17 protein-coding genes are annotated in these 20,200 nt (G+C 54.0%); 7 read left to right on the forward strand and 10 right to left on the reverse strand.

Going from position 1 to position 20,200, the window contains the following annotated elements; all coding sequences use genetic code 11:
* Nucleotide 1 precedes the first annotated feature (1 nt).
* The 4 genes from cas3 to AC01ZF_RS11245 are packed head-to-tail and all read left to right on the forward strand — an operon-like array spanning nt 2 to nt 6,002.
* Nucleotides 2-2,401: a CRISPR-associated helicase Cas3' gene (cas3, locus tag AC01ZF_RS11230; RefSeq protein ID WP_424675621.1), complete on the forward strand. Its 2,400-nt coding sequence runs from the start codon at nt 2-4 to the stop codon at nt 2,399-2,401.
* A gap of 17 nt (nt 2,402-2,418) precedes the next feature.
* Entirely contained in the window at nt 2,419-4,278 is a 1,860-nt protein-coding gene (locus AC01ZF_RS11235; protein WP_476575361.1) for a hypothetical protein, read from the forward strand.
* A gap of 28 nt (nt 4,279-4,306) precedes the next feature.
* Nucleotides 4,307-5,314, forward strand: coding sequence for a DevR family CRISPR-associated autoregulator (locus AC01ZF_RS11240; protein WP_424675623.1), 1,008 nt, complete (start codon nt 4,307-4,309; stop codon nt 5,312-5,314).
* Nucleotides 5,298-6,002, forward strand: a complete 705-nt coding sequence (locus AC01ZF_RS11245) for a hypothetical protein (protein WP_424675624.1) — start codon at nt 5,298-5,300, stop codon at nt 6,000-6,002. Before AC01ZF_RS11240 ends, AC01ZF_RS11245 begins: the two co-directional genes overlap by 17 nt.
* 161 nt (nt 6,003-6,163) lie before the next feature.
* Here AC01ZF_RS11245 and AC01ZF_RS11250 read toward each other — a convergent pair whose 3' ends face one another.
* From AC01ZF_RS11250 to AC01ZF_RS11290, 9 genes are all read right to left on the reverse strand, one after another.
* Nucleotides 6,164-7,228, reverse strand: coding sequence for a sensor histidine kinase (locus tag AC01ZF_RS11250; protein ID WP_424675625.1), 1,065 nt, complete (start codon nt 7,226-7,228; stop codon nt 6,164-6,166).
* Nucleotides 7,229-7,345: 117 nt separating this feature from the next.
* On the reverse strand, nt 7,346-8,032 hold the full coding sequence (locus tag AC01ZF_RS11255) for a response regulator transcription factor (protein ID WP_424675626.1): 687 nt from the start codon (nt 8,030-8,032) through the stop codon (nt 7,346-7,348).
* A 32-nt stretch (nt 8,033-8,064) separates the two neighbouring features.
* Complete coding sequence (locus AC01ZF_RS11260; protein WP_424675627.1) at nt 8,065-8,706, reverse strand: CpsD/CapB family tyrosine-protein kinase; 642 nt, start codon at nt 8,704-8,706, stop codon at nt 8,065-8,067.
* Between the two features lie 75 nt (nt 8,707-8,781).
* Entirely contained in the window at nt 8,782-9,435 is a 654-nt protein-coding gene (locus tag AC01ZF_RS11265) for a YveK family protein (protein ID WP_424675628.1), read from the reverse strand.
* Nucleotides 9,414-10,046: a YveK family protein gene (locus AC01ZF_RS11270; protein ID WP_424675629.1), complete on the reverse strand. Its 633-nt coding sequence runs from the start codon at nt 10,044-10,046 to the stop codon at nt 9,414-9,416. Before AC01ZF_RS11270 ends, AC01ZF_RS11265 begins: the two co-directional genes overlap by 22 nt.
* A gap of 272 nt (nt 10,047-10,318) precedes the next feature.
* On the reverse strand, nt 10,319-11,467 hold the full coding sequence (locus tag AC01ZF_RS11275; protein ID WP_424675630.1) for a glycosyltransferase: 1,149 nt from the start codon (nt 11,465-11,467) through the stop codon (nt 10,319-10,321).
* Nucleotides 11,468-11,533: 66 nt separating this feature from the next.
* Complete coding sequence (locus tag AC01ZF_RS11280) at nt 11,534-12,886, reverse strand: MFS transporter (RefSeq protein ID WP_428131307.1); 1,353 nt, start codon at nt 12,884-12,886, stop codon at nt 11,534-11,536.
* Nucleotides 12,887-13,068: 182 nt separating this feature from the next.
* Nucleotides 13,069-15,534 (reverse strand): PAS domain S-box protein, encoded by a 2,466-nt coding sequence (locus tag AC01ZF_RS11285; RefSeq protein WP_424675632.1) that lies wholly within the window; start codon nt 15,532-15,534, stop codon nt 13,069-13,071.
* Between the two features lie 59 nt (nt 15,535-15,593).
* Nucleotides 15,594-16,370, reverse strand: coding sequence for an enoyl-CoA hydratase-related protein (locus tag AC01ZF_RS11290; protein ID WP_424675633.1), 777 nt, complete (start codon nt 16,368-16,370; stop codon nt 15,594-15,596).
* Between the two features lie 190 nt (nt 16,371-16,560).
* On the opposite strand from AC01ZF_RS11290, the gene AC01ZF_RS11295 reads away from it, so the two are divergent.
* Nucleotides 16,561-17,268 (forward strand): metal-dependent transcriptional regulator, encoded by a 708-nt coding sequence (locus AC01ZF_RS11295; RefSeq protein WP_424675634.1) that lies wholly within the window; start codon nt 16,561-16,563, stop codon nt 17,266-17,268.
* Here the strand turns inward: AC01ZF_RS11295 and AC01ZF_RS11300 are convergent.
* Nucleotides 17,257-18,318 carry a CehA/McbA family metallohydrolase gene (locus AC01ZF_RS11300; RefSeq protein ID WP_424675635.1) on the reverse strand — a complete coding sequence of 354 codons (1,062 nt, stop codon included), beginning with the start codon at nt 18,316-18,318 and terminating at the stop codon, nt 17,257-17,259. The genes AC01ZF_RS11295 and AC01ZF_RS11300 overlap by 12 nt on opposite strands.
* A 120-nt stretch (nt 18,319-18,438) precedes the next feature.
* On the opposite strand from AC01ZF_RS11300, the gene AC01ZF_RS11305 reads away from it, so the two are divergent.
* Both AC01ZF_RS11305 and AC01ZF_RS11310 read left to right on the forward strand, forming a co-directional pair.
* Nucleotides 18,439-19,539 (forward strand): glycosyltransferase family 4 protein, encoded by a 1,101-nt coding sequence (locus tag AC01ZF_RS11305; RefSeq protein WP_424675636.1) that lies wholly within the window; start codon nt 18,439-18,441, stop codon nt 19,537-19,539.
* Nucleotides 19,540-19,608: 69 nt separating this feature from the next.
* A complete protein-coding gene (locus AC01ZF_RS11310; RefSeq protein WP_424675637.1) occupies nt 19,609-19,953 on the forward strand; it encodes a DUF309 domain-containing protein in 345 nt (114 codons plus the stop codon).
* Nucleotides 19,954-20,200 lie beyond the last annotated feature (247 nt).

A 20,200-nucleotide genomic window follows, 5' to 3' on the forward strand; every position in this document is an offset into this window, starting at 1 on the left:
GATGGTGCTTTACCCGTACCAACAGCGTGTGAGAAACCACATTCTACAGGGCAAGTCGGTCATCTTGCAAGCACCGACTGGGGCCGGCAAGACGCGAGCTGCGTTGGCGCCGTTTATTGAAGGATTTTTTGATCAGCCCGACTCGACTCCACGCAAGTGCTTGTACGTGACGCCGATGCGGGTGTTGGCTAATCAATTTTATGCTGAGTATAGGGCATTAGCTGATAGCTATTGCCGTCGTCATGGCCGTCATTTAGATGTACGGATTCAAACTGGCGAACAGCCAGATGATCGACGCTTTGAAGGCGATCTCATTTTCTGCACAATCGATCAATTTCTTAGCAGTTATTTGGTGATGCCGTACAGTTTACCCTACCGATTGGCTAATCTGAATGCCGGAGCGATAGCGGGTTCGTATTTAGTATTTGATGAATTTCATCTGTTTGATTCTGAAGCGGCATTACCGACGATTTTGCATGCGTTGCCTACCTTAAGCCGGTTAGCTCCGGTGATGTTGATGACGGCTACCTTTAGCATTCACATGCTGAAATCGTTAACGTCGTTCCTGCCCAATGCCGAGATTGTGACACTTACGCGGGACGAGATTACCGCCATTGATTGCCGTGGCGAACAATCACCCCGACAGCGATACTGGACTGCGGTCGATCAGCCGTTGTGTGCAGACGCAGTCTTACAGCGTCACCAGCGTTCGTCGTTGGTGATTTGTAACACGGTGACTCGTGCGCGTGCCTTGTATCGTGAACTGAAGCAAAAGGTTGGTCAGGATACCGAACTTCTGCTCTTACATAGCCAGTTTTTGCCTGATGATCGCCGTCGGATCGAAGGGGAGTTGCAGCGACGAATCGGTGTAAACGCAAATCGCACTTGCGCCAATGTGATCGTGGTTGCCACCCAAGCGATCGAAGTCGGCGTTGATATTTCCGCCGAAGTCTTACACACCGAGCTGGCACCGCCTGCCAGTTTGATTCAGCGCGCTGGTCGTTGCGCGCGTTACCCCGGTGAAAAAGGGGAGGTGATCGTATATCGGGTAGAGAAATATGCGCCGTATGCATTCGAGGCTGATGAGTTGTTAAAGCAAGAGATGGACACTGCTTGGCAGTGGTTGCACAAGTGTAAGGGAGAGATTTTTGATTTCACGCGAGAGCAGGAACTGGTTAATACAGTGAGTGCGCCACGCGATAAGCAGGTGATAGATGGTCTGAACGCTGATCGGTTTAATCGATCAAATTATATTCATATCTGTCAACAAGGCAACCGTTGTGGGGCGAGCCGATTGTTGGTGCGAGATGTAGACAGCCGGCTTGTATTAATCCATCCTAATCCAGATCAGTTGCTCGACTCACCATACGATGCAATTGGGTTGAACATTCCGGTCTACTCGCTGCGCGCAATGGTACAGGAATGGTTGCAACGGTCAGTGACAGCACCTTGGCGCGTTAAGCGGCTCTATGAACGTCAGTCCGATGATCGGGCAGAAAGCCGGCAGATGGTATATCACTGGGTTGACGTTCAAGATACTAAAGAATTGGGTGAAACAGCCATACTCGTTGTCCATCCTGTTTTAGCCGGTTATTCGGAACGCGAAGGGTTTCTACCTGACACGGGTGATTTACCTTTTGTTTCGTCGTTACCATCGGCAACGATGCGGATCGAGCGGGCCTTGCAACCGCTGCAGGTAGAGACCTACACTGAACATATTCAACGGGTTTTACAAGCATTTAGCGAGCTAGCGCTTCCTGAACTGCGCTATGCTGCACCGGCGCTCGAGAGGGCGGCGAATTGGCCGGAAGGGAGTGTGATACAAGCCGCGTGGTTGGCCTGTCTCTTGCATGATGTTGGCAAGTTAAGTAGCGCTTGGCAGCAGTGGGCTCATGCCTATCAGCAAGCGATCAATCAGCCGGTAGCAGCGCACGTCGCTTTAGCCCATACCGCATTTGATCGCCAAAACCCGTTGCATGTGCAGGCACAGCAGCAGGTTTCAGCCAAGATACCGCGTCCCCGTCATGCATCAGAGGGTGCGTTGGCATGTAAGCAGATGATCACAGAGGCATTAGGCAATCAACGATGCTTAACCAAGGCAACCATCACAGCGATTGCTCGTCATCATGCGCCGTTTGTGAATGATTGCCAACCATTTCAATTGGTACCAAACGCTGACCACATCTTAGCCTGTACGGTACAACACATACCATCAGCGCTACGCCAGCATATCAAGGTGAATTTGCTCTGTAAACAAAGTAATGGAAACCAAATCCAGGAGTTCGGTAATTGGATCACAACTCCCAGAGATCAGTTTGGTTGGATGGCATACACCTTGCTGGTGCGGGCATTACGCCGGGCAGATCAGAGAGGTACGGAGTTAGGAAGGGGAGCCTTATGAAGAGCAAGGCGGCGAACATGACAACATCTTCGATTTACCGTCATGAATACTACGTAGAAAAGCGCACCGGGTCGTTTGCCGATAATCTGGTGACATTCGGGTTAGCGTATATATTAGATAGTATCGCGAATCGCCAGGCGCAGGTGACGATTAAAGACGCCGGGCCGCACTTTACCGTGTCTTGCGAGCCGCCTTTGCAAGCAAATTGGGTCACGAATTGCCAATTTTTCACCGGTGCATTCATGTTGATCACGCTTGATCGCAAAAAAAACCAAAAACTGATCAAAGGAACTGATATTCCCATTACTGATGTGGCGGCAATGTCGGGGATCGCATTGGATTACGAACAGGAAAAGAAAAATAACGCGCAATATTGGGAGTGGCGAAAGAGAGTTGGCAACCAGCGGCAACCCATGCCGCCACCGGTTGAGCCACATCCTGATTGGGAACTCTTCCGGGCGATTAATCCATCGGCTTTGCAGGCCAATAACAGTGCAGCGGCTGAATGGTGGCGCGGACGTACCAAATTTGCCGAGTTGTTGAAGATGGTATTGATGTACGCTTCTCAATTGCCAAATGATGAGGTTGGGGCGGCAAGGTATTGGATAGAAGTCTGTAAGCAGTACAACCTCAGCCCCAAGAAGGAGATAACAGCATCGCAGTTGACCAATCCTACACAGGGTAAGGGCATTGCAACCACCAAAGCCGTGTTCGCTAGTCCCGGCAATCTCAAACAGTTTTGGCTGATCGAATATCTTAAATGGGTCGGTTTGCGTTGGGCCGGTTTTACCCGTCTGATCAAGAATAGCAAAGATCGCAAAGTCTACGTCTTAGCGCCGCATCACCTTGATTGGAAGCACCATCTTGAAATTCGGAAGCGGTTTCACACGTTGATGATCGGTTCAGGTGGTGCAATCCAGCTCGATGCCTTAGTAGCGTTACATTACACGAAAGCAATGCTCGACTACGTACATGTCACGCAACAAAACAGCCTGCTCAACTCTCTGTTCGGCTCGAGCCATGGCGTGAATAAGGCTGTGTATGGTCTTGACAGTGCCTACTACAAAGATCTTGGACAGTCGGCTGCAATGATGAATATTGCCCGCATTGGTTTACCAACGTGGGTACAACCGCAACAACTGGCTGATATTGCGCGTTATAAGGCAGTGCTTGATGAGCATATTCTGATTGTGCGCAGCCTCGATGAGAATAAAGGTGAAGAGTACGAGTTGTTGCGCCTCTACCGTGATTTTCTCTCGGCAAGAGATCTGTATGCGCTACTAGCCTTTACCGATGCTTATGCTGGTTTTGTTATTCAGCGTGATAAACTTGCGCCGCAGCTTACCGTACAGAATCTGGAGGTGATTATGAGTTCGCTCGCGCCGCCACTCAGTAAGATTACTCAATCTCGTGGGTTCCGTAATCTCGCTTATGCAATTCGGATGGCAACGGTTGAGGCCCATCGCCGTAATCTCAAGCGCAATCAGGGCAAGTACGATATCTCGTATGAGGTGCGTTATGGGTTAGGCCAAGAGTTATTGCGTAAAGCTGCTTATCGGAATGAATTCATTATCGCGTTGAGCGAGTTTATTCATGATTACAACGCGGAAAATGCACGTAAGCGTGAACGGCAGGAACGTGAGAGTGGGAATGATCGTCCGCGAGGATCGCGTAGTGATGTTTCGATTCACGACATCGACGACATTTTGGCCTTGATGGATGAATATGGCGATCCGCAGATGATTGCAAGTTTGCTGGTGGCTTATGGCTATGCGAGTACCTACCAGCGTGATGAGACATACGCTGGTCTTGAAGAGACCGATGAGAGCGTGTCGGTAGACGATAGTGATGTTCAGGATATTGAAGAAGAGGAATAACCTTATCAATATATACGGAGACAGCCTTATGGCGAAGATTTACAGTCTAGCAATTGCAGCACGGGCCGTCCTTAATCTCCACTCGCTGAATAATGAGGGCGGTGAAGGTAATCAGATCCAAGCCCGGATGGTCAACGTCTTTGCCGATGGTCGTTTGCACAATGTCAATGCGATTAGCGGTGATATGTTCAAGCATATTCAATCAGAACATCTCCACCGTTTGGCGTTGCAAGCCGAGTTGCCGCTGTCCACAGGAGCACGATTGTTTAACGCCAATCGCATTAATTACGACGTTGATACCGACACTGCTTTCAAAGCGCAACTGGATGCGGCTAAGACGAATGCCGGTGAGCTTGATCTCATCTTGCGCCGCTGTGCAGTCACCGATATGGCTGGCGTGCTGGTGACGGCTGATAAGCGTTCACTTCCACGCAAAAGTGTGGTTGAATTTGGCTGGGTGGTTGGCATTCCCGGCAGTATCAAGACTGATTCCTATTTCCACATCAAGTTTGAGAGTGAACGTGGCGGCGGTAGCGCTCGCGTTAACGAGTCTGGTTCGATTTCGGGCAAGCAGACCCCATTTCACCGTCCGGCGTCATCGGGTGAATATGCGATTGTGGTACAGGTTGAAGCAGCGCGAGTCGGATTCAATGATATTGCCCAACGCTATGCTGTTGATATGGCGGAGCGTCAAAAGCGGCTGCGTGTTCTGCTCGAAAGTGTGCTCTACACGTTTGTTGAACCGTCTGGAGCAATGCGCACGGCGCAAAATCCACACATTCTCGATGTCAGTGGTGTCATTACGGTCAGCTCGCATGTTATCCCGGCACCTTGTATCTCACCGTTGAAAGCCGATTTCGTCAGCGACATTGAGCGTATTGCCAAGAGTTTCAACCAGTTGCACGCAAACGCGATTACTATGCTGCCCTTCGCCTCGCTAGGCGAGTTTGCGGAGCAAATGAGCGTCCTGATTGAGAAATCTGAACCATTCGAGTTGCCGTCAGTAAATGGAGCGAGCAATGTGGCTGATAGCTGAGTTCGAGGCAGTTACGCTCTTCTCATTACGTCCGAGTTTTACCACTTCTGCGGGTGGCACAACATTGTTAGCGCCTACACCTTTTTCGGTCAAGATGGCGTTGTTCGATGTATTGTGCCGAACTGCCTCGCTATCTATGGCGAAACACTATTGGCCCACCATTTGTCAGCTCGAAATCGGTTTGCGTCCGGCAGCACAGGCGGTCGTTTCACATGTCTTTCAGCGCGTGTTGCGGCCAAGTAGAAAAAATACTCAGCCGAATGATCCAACCTTTGAAGGGTATTTTCAGCGTACTATCGGCTACCGAGAGTACGTACATTTTGCCGGCAGTTTTGGCTTAGCATTCGGTTGGGAGGGCCAGCAACACTATAATTGGTTGCGTGATGCGGTGCTCAACGTTACCTACCTTGGTAAGCGGGGTGGGTTTGTGCAGGCCTTGTCGGTGCCGGAGTATAAGGAATTTCTACCGCCGGAGTTTGTCTTGCTCACCCAATCAGCAACGAATTTTCCGTTCGATGGTACGTTGCAGATGCTGGATGATTGCGCAGCACAGCTCAGCTTTGACAAAATCAATGTATACGATCGAGCGGCGAAGCTCAACGAGAAAGATCGTCCGTTACGGCACGTCGTCTTACCTTATCGCCTTAAGCGCTCATCGAAATCGTTTTCTTGGTATGAGCGAGGATGAATTGCAGGGCACGGCAGGATGGGCGCGGCAGCGCCGTGCCCTGACCATGTTGGGCGACCCGGCGGGTCGCCCCGACGCAATGGGCGATGCGGTGCGTGGCCCCGACGCGAACCGGCACGGCAGGATGGGTACGGCATGATGGGCAGGGCAGCGCCGTGTCCCTACGGGTGGGTTGTGCTGTGCGGCAAAGTCAGTGTGAACCGACTGCCTTTGCCGAGGCCGGCGCTGTAGGCGGTGATGTCTCCGCCCATTGCCCACGCAAGATGGCGGGCGATGGTGAGGCCAATCCCGCTACCGCCGCTGGCGCGTGAACGCGATGGGTCGGCGCGGTAGAAGCGCTCGAAGATGTAGGGTAGATGTTCGGGAGCGATGCCGATGCCGGTATCTTCTACCGTGACCTGTACCCACTCATTGACAAGATCTGAGCGAACCGTAATACAGCCACCTTCTGGGGTGTAGCGCACCGCGTTGCCGATCAGGTTGAGCAAGATTTGGGCGACACGATCTGGATCGGCCCGGGTTAGTATTGGTTGATCGGTGCGTTCACAGATGATTTTGAGGCAGCCGTCGAGGACCTGTGGTTGGAGTTGACTAACGACGTGCCGGATGACTTCGTTGATGTCGAAGGTGGTGAAGTGGAGCGAGATTTGGCCGGCTTCAACGCGCGAGAGAGTTTGTAGGTCGTCAACGAGCCGACGCAAGCGGCGAACCTCGTGTTTCATCTCGAGGAAGGTGTCGGCTTCAGCCGGAAGGACACCGTCGATTAAGCCTTCGAGGTAGCCTTCGATGCCGGCCAGCGGTGTGCGCAGTTCATGAGCAACGTTGCCAATCATCGTGACGCGACGCTGTTCGATCTGTTCGAGCGCTTCGGCCATCTGGTTAAAGCTTTCGGCGACGGCACGCAGTTCATCGCTGGCCGGTACGTGTACGCGCTCGTCGTAACGTCCGGCGGCGATGCGCTGGCTGCTGCGGGCGATGCTACGCAGCGAACGCAAGATGACTTGCACGAGTAGGATGCTGGTGGTGAGGCCGGCAATGGTGGCGGCGATCGCGGCGACCGTGAGCGCTTGAATAACTGCGGTATGCACGGTCGTGAATTGCTCAGGAGGTACGGTCTGTTCGAGGAGGGTGTTGGCGGTGAGGTTGAGGGTTACCACACCAACGATGACGACCAGCATCTGGGCGCCGATTATCTGCCAGCGGAGTTGTCGCCAGAAATGAATCATACGTTGCATCACCAAGATTTGTATAGTCGCACGGTAGTGTGGCTCCCATCTACAGTGCCATTGAACCGCTGCGTAAGGCCGCACGGTTGTGTGGCTCCCATGGATATCGGTTGCCCTCTATGCCGGTGTATCGACAAATCGGTAGCCAACGCCGCGAGCGGTGCGGATGAGATTTTCGCCGGTGAGGGCTTCAATCTTGCGTCGCACCTGGCTAACGTAGACATCGACTACGCGGTCGGTACCGTAGAAATCGCTCCCCCACACCTTCTCAATAAGGTCTTCACGGCTCAGCACTCGGTTGTGGTTACGCGCGAGTGCTAGTAGCAAGTCGAACTCGGTGGGAGTGAGTTCGAGGAGTTGACCGGCGGCACGGGCTTCGCGGGTGTCGGGATCGATTTCGACGTAGGTGAAGCGCATGACCGAACTCTTGACCGGTTTGCCGCGCCGTCGGCGCAAGATAGCTTCGACACGGGCGACTAGCTCGCGTGGACTGAAGGGTTTGGTCAAGTAATCGTCGGCGCCGACGCGCAGGCCGGCTACGCGATCTATCTCGTCACTGCGCGCGGTGAGCATGAGAATGAAGACATCGGACTTTTCACGTAAGCGTGCCGTGATTTCCATACCATCCATGCCGGGTAACATCAGATCGAGTACGATGAGGTCTGGTTCTTCATCGAGCGCCATCTGTAACCCTTCAGGACCGGTGGTGGCGCACAAGACGCGATAGCCGGCGTGTTCGAGGTAGGCTTTGGCGACGTTCCGAATGCTCGCTTCATCATCGATAACGAGAATGGTCGGTTGCATAGGTTCCTCACCGATAGCACAAGGAATGCTGGCTATCGTACACCACTCAGCACGACACCGAGCACGTTCGCCTTCACCTTTTCCAACTTTTGGCGTGCCTCACGGACTCGGTCCCGGCGGGAACGGCCGGCTTGCACGACCAACAACACACCATCGACGCGGGTAGACAGGACGAGTGCATCGGTGAAGGTTTGTACCGGTGGTGTATCGAAGATCACGATATCAGCAGTTTGGCGAAGCCGAGCCAATAAGCCTTCCATCCGACGCGAACCGAGCAGATCGGCAGGGCGAGGGGGAAGTGGCCCGCTGGGCAGGAGGCTCAAGCCGGGTACATCGGTAGACTGAATGGCCAGTGGTGCATCCTGATCCAGGATCGAGCTGGTAAGGCCTTGCTCGTTGGAGAGGCCAAAAAGGGTATGAAGCGACGGTTGGCGTAGATCGCAGTCAACTAAGAGTACGCGCTGTTCGGCTTGAGCCATCGTTACTGCGAGGTTGGCGGCAGTCAAACTCTTTTCCGGCGTCGGTTCGGCGGCAGTGAGTAGCAGCGTGTGGATTGGCTTGTCAAGACTAGAGAAGAGAATGTTGGTGCGCAGAGTGCGGTACGCTTCGGCGGCGGCAGATGCCGGTTCGCGTAACGTGATCAGCACTTGCTCAGGCGACGATGTCACTAGCATCACTCCTACCTATCTGTCGGTATCGATGCGCTGGCTTCCGATACTGCGGTGTAACGATATACACAGGTTCGATGTCTATTTTTCGGGGATTGGAATTGCGCCGAGTGTCGGCAAGCCGACAAAACGCTCGACATCCTCCGACGATTTCAGCGTATCGTCGAGGTACTCTAACACAAAGGCAAGCACCAGACCGACGACTAAGCCCAGGATGGCGCCGGCCAGCATATTAATGCGCGTGTTGGGTCGAATTTCAACCAGCCGGGCGGGTTGGATGCGGGTTACGTTGATGCGTGCCGTACCTTCAAGGGTGGCATTGATCCGGTTGACTTCGGCGACAATCCGCTCACCAACCGCGTCGGCGAGCGCTTGTGACTGATCGAGTCGAGGGAGATCGACCTCGATCACGATCTTCTGTTCGTCGGGGCGAGGTTGGATGTTAACATCTTCCATCAATTGTTCGCCGCTGATATCGAGACCGATCTGTTGGCTGATCTGGTCGAGGACGCTGGGCTGCATTACTAATTCACGATAGCTGTTCATCGAATTGCGCAGCACGATGTTCAGACCGTTGTCAGCTTGGTTTGCCAGCGCAAGGTATACTGCCTGAGTGCGAAACGTTTGGGGCAGTAGCTTGCTAATCATGTACGCGCCGGCAATTGCAGCGATGGCGGTGAGTGCAATCACCCACCAGCGTTTACGCAACACATTTACATAATCGCGGATTTCCATAGCGGTTCCTCCTTCAGTGGGCGGAATGTAGCAGCAGCGACCGCCAGTCCGAATCCGGCAACCAAGCCGAGCATCGCTCGTAGAGCGGCATCGAAGAGTGCTGACCGGAGTGAAAATGTTGGTTGCGGATCGTTAACGGCATCGAGTACCACAACGTTCAAGTGGAGATTGGAGCGACCCCAAAAGTCGAGACCTTCGCGTTGTAAAACGGTAATGGCCGCTTCAACAAGTGCTTGGGCTGCTGCCGGTGATGAAGCTTCACCGTGCAGATCGACCGACCGGTGAAGTAGGGTGATACGTAACCCTTGCTGTATTTCGGTACGGGTGAGTGCAAGGTTGCGTTCGGTCAATAGTGGCGCAACTTTAGCAGCGAAGGTGGCACTGCTCAAGACTTGTGGGAGATCGTCGAGCACATATTCAGTCATTTGCCAATTTTCGACCGTATCTTCTGCACCGTTGATCGGGTATGTGATCAGCAAGCGGGCGGTAGCAACATAACGAGGTGGTTGGTGCAGATCGAACCAGAGGCTCAATCCGCCCGCCAGTACGCTTGGAATAAGGATGAGCAGCCAAAAACGGCGTGCGATTCGCAAAAGGCTAGTCAATTGCATAGGAACAGTCTCTGGGTATGTAGCCGCATCAAACGAAACGGTCCTGTTCATCCGATCCACATCTTACTACACTTTGGGTTGTTGGTAGCATCTGGTAGTAGTGACAGCCAATTTGGGAAATAAAACGTATCATTGCGGCGAGCTGTGTCTGTTTGGCAAGGTGATACACGGGTGCAAGTCCGACTCGCCGAGAAGCGCTCTCTACGGAATCGTACAGGATAGACCGACGACCATTCGCGGCAAGTGCCCCTGTCATTCAAACCACTATGCGATTATCGTGATACCGGCAGAGACAATTGGGCGAAGCTCTGTTCCAATTCGGTGAGGCGGCCGGTGTGTTGGGCAGTAAGTGCCTCGTCGATCAAGTTGCGTATCGCAGTGAGAAAACGAGGACGGCTAAACTGTTCGGCGTGGCGACGCAGCACGAGCGGGTCGATATAGTCGGTGCGTGAGAGGGCAACGGCGGCAGCGAGGGCTGCGGCGGTAGGTTCGTAGAAAAACCGGCCGGTCACACCGTCGATCAACGTTTCGAGGGCACCGCCGGCGGCGTAGGCGATGACCGGTCGGCCCATAGCCAGCACTTCGAGCGGAGTAATGCCAAAATCTTCTTCACCTGGGAAGATAAAGGCCCGGCAGCGGGCGAAGAGATCGAGACGAGTTGCTTCATCAACCCACCCTAGAAACTCAATATTGGGACCGGCCATACGTTCAAGGCGGGCACGGTCACGTCCATCGCCGAAAATCTTCAAGGGTAAGCGGAGATGGTTAAACGCTTCGATTGCTAATTCGAGCCGCTTGTACGGGATCAATCGCCCACCGGCCAGATAGAACTCTTCGGGTTGACGTGGGGCGTAGGATGGAAGATCGACCGGTGGAGGAATCACCATCGCCGGTCGGCGATAATACCGTGCAATCCGTCCGGCGACCTCACGGGAGTTAGCAACAAACAGATCAACCCGATTAGCACTGATCGTATCCCAGATGCGGAGATAATTGAGTAAAAACGGTAAAAGCTTAGCCTGTAGACCGTTAATCTGCTCGCGGGCCACGTAATCATCGGTACGCCACGCAAAACGCATTGGTGTATGGCAGTAGCAGATATGTAATGCGCCCGGACGGGGGATAATGCCCTTGGCAAAAGCACTCGAACTGCTGATGATCAGGTCGTAGCTGCTCAGATCAAACCGCTCGAATGCCGTAGGATACAGGGCAACATAACGGCGGAATTGGGTACGCCATGCCGGCAGGCGTTGCATAAATGAGGTACGAATGTCCCATTGCCGATACACCGCTGGCATTGCCGTGGGGTCGAAGATTGAGGTATAGATCGGCGCCGTCGGAAACAGCTCATGTAGCGCCTCGAGCACCCGTTCGGCGCCACCATATTGATTAAGATAATCGTGAACTAAAGCGACCCGCATGGTTTTGCCTATCCTATCCGGCCCATTCTTGCTGCCAGATAGGATAGCACAAGTTGTGGGTAGTGATTACGTCCGGTATTGGCGGCGTAAACCAAGACTAATCACCGTCATTAAAGCCATTACCGCAGCACAAGCCAGATATGCGGCCGACAGATTAATAGTGTCGGCAATGCTGGCCATTACTGCTACCGAGATTAATGTACCGATACTGATCGATATATTGATCACGCTCTGTGCGACACCGCGATCACCGGGAGCGACCTCTTCAAGTACCAATGCCCGTAGTGTTCCGCCAACGACAATACCCAAGCCGCTACCGACGACAATCGTTGCGATCACGAAGAGCCAGAACGGTGCGCTCGGCCAGCCTAGCATCAGATTACCCACTGTTAGTTGCCCATACCCGATCAGCATCGCAGCCCGGCCACCGATCTTTGGTAACATTCGCCCACCGATGATCGATGTGACCGAAGCGAGAAAGACGAGGGGTAAGAGGAAGAAACCGGCTTGGCTAATCGGTACCCCGAAGTTCACGGCGACTGAGGTAATGAAGATAATGCTGGCCATTGCAATTCCCGACCCGGTTGCCAAGAGGTAGACGAACTGCAACTGACGATTGGTAAACAGGCGTGGTGGTAGCAATGGCGCCGGCGTTTGTTGTTCACGCCACGCAAGCACCGGTGTGAGCAAAGCCACCAGCCCAAATAGCCACGGCCAGATCGTCATACCCAGGAAGCGGTCGAGCAATTGATTAATACCAAGGGTCAGGCTAACCAAGATCGTGATGAGGAGCAGCAATCCCGGCCAATCGAACGTATCGTGCAGCTCTGGCTGGTGGGGATTCGTGCGTGGCAATGCACGCCAACCCAGCACAATCACTGCCGCCGCTACCGGTAAATTGAGCAAGAAAATCCACTGCCAGTTGGCAAACGCGAGAATGAGAGACGCCAAAACTGGACCGATCAGAAAAGCCATGCCCGACGTTGCGCCGATCAGGCCAAGCGCCTTGGCCCGCTCAACCGGAGGTAACACATCGCCGATGACCGCACTAGCAGTAGGGGTAATGCCACCGGCACATATACCTTGCAGCGCACGACCAATCAGGACGGTCAGCAGATCGTGTGACAGCGTGATCACTAGCGAACCGATGGCAAAGCCAAACACGTTGAGGAGGTAGACCTGCCGGCGACCATACCGGTCACTAAGGCTAGCCATGAGAGTTGTGCTACTGAGCGAGCAGAGCGTGAAGACAATCGAGACAAGCACCACTTGCGTATTGTCAATCGCAAATGCAGCTCGCAAGGCCGGTACGATTGGGCCAATGATGGCCGAATCGAGTGCCGACATAAAGACGCCGACAAAGAGTACGGTCATAATGGCACGACGGGTATCGGTTTCGGGCACAGCCACCGAAGCCATGAGACCTCCTTCATTCGCTGATCGGATTTAATGGTTGCATTTCGGGTACAACACGAAGCGTTTGACTAGCCTATCTCTTTGTTGTGGCCGGTTGATGGTCGGGTGACAGCGTAGTGTGTCGTTGTATCTAGCGAGTACAAACACTATTGGTTCGACACGAGCGAGCACCGATAATGCAACAATTATACCGCATGTGATGATAATGCGTTACGAATTGCTGCTGATAGTGCTGTAATGGTAAATGGTTTTGCCAAAAAGGAAGCTTTTCCGCTATTTCGTAGATTCGCAGGCAATTCTTGCTGTGAAAAACCACTCATCAAGATCACATGTACGTTCGGATAGTGTTGCAGCAAATCGATAGCGAGCACATCACCGGTGATATCCGGCATTGTCAAGTCGATCAGGGCAAGGATAATCTGTTCACCGAACTGCGCTATCACCTGATGTGCTTCTTCGCTGCTCCCCGCCGCGTATGCGATAAAGCCAAGCCGTTGCAAAATACGGAGTGCTACGTGACGAACCTCAGCTTCATCATCAACAATCAGCACTCCGCGTTGTGGGAGATCGTTCGATATGGTCGACGTGATCGACGTAGTTTGCTTAACGGGAGTCGGTTGTTCTGCCGGAGTGTCAGTCATCGAGATGGGAAAAAAGACGCTAAACGTCGTACCTTGGTTGGGCGCCGTATTGATGGTGAGGGCAGCACGGTGGGATCGAACGATACCGTTGACCGCCGCTAAGCCTAGACCACGTCCGGTAAACTTCGTACTGAAAAAGGGATCGAAGATGCGGGCTTTGGTTATCTCGTCCATTCCGTGGCCGGTGTCTTGGACGATTAACGCGGCGTAGTGACCGGGTGGTTGATCGGACCCGATTTGCATGTTCGCCATATCATCAGCGCTCAGCTCGCACTGTTGCGTAATAATGGTGACCTTACCGATTCCACTAATAGCTTCGGCACCGTTAATAGCCAGATTCAGTAGTACCTGTCGGATCTGAGCCACATTGCCGCTGATTGGGAGGGGGATTGGTGACGATTGAACAACTATCTCGATCCGGCGCGGCAATATGCTGCGCAATAATGTTTGCATCTCTTCGACAACCTGTTTCAGATCGAGACGTTGCATTTCTAATTGATGTCGTCCGGTATAGGTGAGCAATTGACCGGTGAGCTCGGTCGCGCGCAGCGCAGCTTGCTCGATCTGGGTCAGCAGGGGATAAACCGTGTGATCTTCAGGTATCTCGTTAAGCGCCAATGACACGTTGCCTAAGATGCCGACGAGCAGATTATTGAAATCGTGGGCTATACCGCCGGCCATCAGACCGAGGCTTTCAAGCCGTTGCGTCTCGCGTAACTGCTGCTCGATCCGTTCACGTTCTCGTTCCATCCGGCGCCGTTCGGTGATATCAATCGATACACCGGCGATGCCGTACATGGTGCCTGCGTGATCGAAGAGAGGGAATTTAATGGTAGTATATGACGACAATCCATCGGCCGTCCACCGATCATCATCGCGCTGAATAGGACGGCGGTGGATGATGACCTCGCGGTCAAATGCGCGGTAGTAATCGGCTAATGCCGGTGCAAACAGTTCGTCATCGTGTTTCCCGATCATGGCTTCTGGTTCATAACCGGAGAAGCGGGCCAGCCGCTCGTTGACGATCAGATACCGCCCTTCAATATCTTTGACGAAGATAAGGGCCGGAATCTGATTAATAATGTCTTGGAGTAGGCGTCGGCTCATTTCAACCGCTGCTTCGGCGTTGCGTTGAGCTGAAATATCATCAATGAGTCGCACCAAAAAGGTGATCTCCCCGTGCTCATCGCGCACCGCCGAGCAGGTCATTCGCCCGTACACGATATGTCCATCTTTGTGAAAATATCGCTTTTCAATCGTGTAACTATTGCGTTTGCCTTCCAGCAATTCCTCCCACAGCTCGAGATCGCGGACGCGATCATCGGGGTGCGTGCGATGCAAAATCAGTTTGCCGATCAGTTCCTGGCGCTCAAACCCTAAAATGCTCGTGACTGCACGGTTACAATCGAGGATACGTCCACTCTCTTCAATCACGACGACGCCAAGGCTCAGTTGATCGAACAAAGCGCTAAAGCGTTGCTCGCGATCGCGTAATTCAGCGGCAAGGCGCTGTTCTTCTTCCCGGATACGGACCCAATCGGTTACATCACGGTTAAGCTCGCCGATCAACACAAGCCGATGCATGTGATCGTAGATCGGAAAATAGGTTGTTTCCAACCAAAATTGTTGATCAATCGTCCGGCCTTCGATATTCGCTTCGGCAGTATTGTAAGGTGTAGGCGGCATTGTGGTGACCTGTCCACGTCGAGCCGATTCAAATGCGGCAACGAAACCATGCTTTTGTGCTGCCGGGTCTTGATAAATATTGTAGCGCCCAACCACTTGATCGATAGGAGTTGCCACCAGTTGCTCGTTAGCCCGGTTCATCGCTACGGCTAAGCCGTCGGGGGCGAAGAGCACCATTGGCAACGGTAACTGGTGGAACACTGCATCGAAGGGTAATTCGTGGGCGGCCAAACTGGCAGTGAACTGGGCGCGGAGGATGGCGAGTTGTTGACGAAGAATCGCATTTTCGCGTTCCAGAGATCGCAGTCGCTCGTGCAAATCCATAGTGGTTTCCTAGGGGTATTTTAGGTAATGGATGCCACGATCTAGCCGCCCTACGTCGATTAGCGACCACTGAAGTTGGCTGTACGCTTTTCGATAAAGGCTCGCATGCCCTCTTTCTGATCGGCACTGGCAAAGAGCAGATAAAAGTTACGCAATTCAATGGCTAACCCTTCACGCACGGTCGTTTCAGCCGCAGCGCGCACGGCTTCCTTGGCTAAACGAACAGCGAGTGGCGGCTTGGCTGCAATGGTCTGGGCCAGCTGGCGGGCTTCATCAAGCAGGCTATCGGGTGGGCATACCCGATTCACCAGGCCGTAGGCGTAGGCTTCTTGGGCGCTGATGGTAGCACCGGTTAAGACCATCTCCATTGCACGGTATGGGCCAATTGCGCGGGTCAGGCGTTGGGTGCCACCGGCGCCGGGGATAATGCCGATGTTGATTTCGGGTTGACCGAATTGGGCTGTTTCACTGGCAAGAATGATGTCACACATCATAGCCAACTCACAGCCACCACCGAGGGCAAATCCGTTCACGGCTGCGATCACGGGTTTGCGCACCGCCGCAATCCGCGCCCAGCGGGCAATCATATCGGTTGTGAGCATATCGATCGGTGTCGCATCGGCCATCGCCTTGATGTCGGCACCGGCGGCAAAGGCGCGACCGGCGCCGGTGATAATGATCACCCGGATCTCATCATCGTTATCGCAATGCTCGAGATGGCGGATGAGTGCGTCGATGAGGGCAGGGCTAAGGGCATTGAGTGCTTGCGGTCGATTGAGCGTAAGGATTGCAACGGGGCCTTCGATAGTGCTGAGCACGAGAGATTCATCGCTCATCGGTGACTCCTTTGCTTGCAATACAGTGAATTTCTGCTAACCGACGTTGTGATAAGGATAGCCGATCAGCAATCGCGTAGCGAGTGCAATGGTGGTACGATTGTACCACGCTCGTTGCATTGTAATGCCGCTCTATGGTACATTGAAACAAGTAAAAATCGGGTTTTGCGCCGCCAGAAGGAGACGCACCGTGACCCCTGTCGAAGATCCTAACCTTCCTGGACGAATTACGCCGGCTATCGAAGATTATCTGAAAGCAATCTACCTGCTGCAACAGCAGGTCGGTGCGGTAACGACAACGTTGCTCGGTGAACAACGTGGTTCGCGGCCGGCATCGGTCACCGGGATGATCAAGAAGCTGGCCGAGATGAATCTAGTGCAGCATACGCCATATCAGGGGGTTGTACTGACACCGGCCGGCGAACGGATTGCGTTGGAAGTGATCCGCCATCATCGTCTCCTCGAGCTGTATCTGGTCGAAGCGCTCGGTTATAGCTGGGACGAAGTTCATGAAGAGGCCGAGCGGCTTGAACACCACATTAGTGAGAAGCTTGAGGCGCGGATCGCCGAACGGCTGGGGTATCCCGATTTCGACCCGCACGGTGATCCTATACCGGGTATTGATGGAGTGCTGCCGGTAACCCATGCGATCAGGCTGGCCGATGTGCCGCTCAATCAGGCTGCTCGGATTGTACGTGTCCGTGATCAGGCTGCCGAGCGGTTGCGCTATCTGGCCGATTTGGGGTTAATCCCCGGTGCGCATGTTGTCGTTACTGCCAGTGCGCCGTTCGATGGCCCATTGATGGTACAGATCGGTGAGGCCGATCCTATACCGCTCGACCGTCGTCTGGCGCGGACTATCGAGGTGATAACCGACAATACGTCGTCATTGGGCTGATTCGGCAGCGGTGACGAAAATCGGGTTGGTAAAGAGCCACGGTTTACCGCCCCAGTAGGCTTCAACGCGGTAGATGCCGTCATCGATAATTGTCTGTCGGATGCGGCCAATACCGCTGGTCATGACTTCGCCATTCACGATGAGGCGGGTATAGGCATCGGCGCCAACATCAGCCTCAACCAGTAATGGCCCATCAGCAAGGCTAATGGTATCGCCCATTTCGGCCACTTGACCGGGTCGGCTGAGACGAAAGATGATTGAAGGTGCATCACCATCCAGCCGGTTGACAAAGTAGCAACGACCGGCCGTAAGGGCGGCGTAAACCTGGTTGGTTGCGACGGTCGCGTCAGGGCTGAACGGTTCGGGCAACAGGATGTAGTTGGTGAGGGTACGGAAGATCCACGGGTAGGGAAAGACTTCAATTTCACCCCACGGCGCACGGCGCTTAAAGCCGTGGGCATCAACGCCACCGATGCCAAAGGTGCGTCGGCCAACCATGTTCAACCGATCCCACCATGCAAGTGTAGCAAGGGTTGGCCCGCTAAGGCCGAGACGTGGATTGAGCACGAGCGCCAGTTTGTTGCGTTCGGTCAGGTGTTCGCCCCAGTCACTCATCAGATTCCATAACTCAAGCCCAACCACGCGCCCCTCGCGTTGGGTTGGCCCGTCGATGGTCCAATCGTCCCAGCGATAGATGTCTTTGAAAGAATTCCGTACCCGTTCGTCGGGATGGGCAATGATGCCAAATCCACCCCGTTGATAAACCTCATCGATAAACTGCTGAGGTGGCAGCTCGTTGCTGATCACAGTATCGACGTTGAGGGCGAGGAAGTGGTTATGGTCGGGAGTGATTTCGTGACCGACGATGACCAACACATCGTCGTGCCAGCCGGCGAACGGTAGCCCCTCAAGCGTGTCGTGGTCGGTGACGATCACCCATCGCAGACCAGCCTCACGGGCTGCGGCGATCAGTTGGGGAAACGTGGCCGAGCCGTCCGAATAGGTGGTATGCATGTGAATTGCGCCGGGATAGATGAAGGGGTAATTCATTGGGTAACTCCGTAAAAACAGACCTTTCATCTTGCATGCTACCATATCGCGGATGAAGAGTTGGCAGCAACGGCGATGATGATGTTTCGTACTTCTAAAGATATTACGCAAGGATCAAGTATGGTGATCGATATTGACGCGAGCCGGGCAACCATCGGGCAGCGTACCGGGACGGAACGTTATAGCTGGGAAGTGATCGCAGCCCTCGACCGGGTTGCGCCACCGCAGATCAGTTTGCGTCTTTATATCAACGGCGGGCGCGAGCGATTACCGCCGTTGAGTTCGCGGGTGATGATCCGCGATGTGCGTTTGCCCCGTCTGTGGACGCATCTGCGTTTAGGGCCGACCAGTTGGTTGGCTCAACCGCACGTGCTCTTTGTCCCGGCCCATGTGGTGCCGGTGGTGCATCCGCCCACCGTCGTGACCATTCATGATGTGGGGTATCGAGTCTTTCCCGAAGCGCATACGTTCCGTCGGCGGCTCGAACTCGAACTAACGACGCGCTGGAGTGTATGGGTGGCGCGGCATGTGATTACAGACTCGTATGCGACAAAGCGCGACTTGGTAGCGTGGTATGGCGTTGATCCAAACCGGATCACGGTCGTGCATCTTGGTCTTAGCCCCGGTTTTGCGCCACCGACGGATCCGAGGAGCATTACTGAGGTACAGCGACGGTACGGCTTACTATCATGCCGTTATCTATTGTATATCGGTACCGTGCAGCCACGTAAGAATCTGCGACGTGTTATTGAGGCGTTAGCAATAGTGCTTGCCGCCGGTTATGACCTCGATCTGGTAATTGCGGGCAAGCGTGGTTGGTTAAGTGAGCCGATTGAACGGTGTACGGTTGAATTAGGGCTGACCAACCGTGTTCATTTCACCGGTTATGTGGCCGATGCCGATCTGCCGGCACTGTTGGCGGGGGCGCAGGCATTTGTGTTTCCCTCGCTGTACGAAGGGTTTGGCATGCCGGTGCTTGAGGCGATGGCTTGTGGCACGCCGGTGATTACCAGCACGATGTCATCGTTGCCTGAGGTGGCCGGTGATGCGGCGTTACTCGTTGATCCATTGGACACGAACGCGATAGCACAAGCGATCATACGTTTGTGCGATGATGAGGACCTGCGAACCGATTTGCGGTGGCGTGGTTTGGCACGGGTGCGCCGGTTTACATGGGAGGAGTGCGCTCGGCGGACACTCGAGGTGTTGACGGCGGTATGATGAGAATGGTCATGATGGCAGTGGTGTAGCGTAGGTAATGGATGTGGTTTATGGGTGGAAGGCTGGGTTATGGATCAGCTTACGACGGAAGAAGCTTTTCAGTCTGGTCTCCGTCTTTTCAACGAAGGTGAGTATTGGTACGCGCACGAGCGATGGGAGATTTGTTGGCGTGCAGCCCAGGGGATGGATGCTGAATTTTACCAAGCGTTAATTCAGACGGCAGCGGCATTGGTGAAATGGCGGCAGGGTAACTTGCGCGGTTTGCAGCTCAACTGGGTCAAGGCCCGGCGTCGCCTCGTACACTTACCGCCGGTGTATCGTGGGCTTGATTTGACGGCGTTGACCACAACGATGGAACACCTGTTAGCCAATCCGGGCGGTGCGTCGGTGCCAGTGATCCATCGGGAAGCGTAGTCGGCGTAGGTTCGACGCGCCTCGCCCTTACAGGGTGGGGATTGGTATTAGGGTGTGCCGTAGCGACGGGTAGTTGCCGTACCCTCTCAGCGGCGTTGCGTGCCTCAGCGACTTGGCGAGCTTAGCGACTTTGCGTTAGGCTTTCTCGGTCGCTCCGCTCCCGCGAAATGACTTGGCGAGCTTAGCGACTTTGCGTTAGGCTTTCTCGGTCGCTCCGCTCCCGCGAAATGACAGAGGGGTTTTCCCG

The organism is Chloroflexus sp. (genome assembly GCF_056331925.1).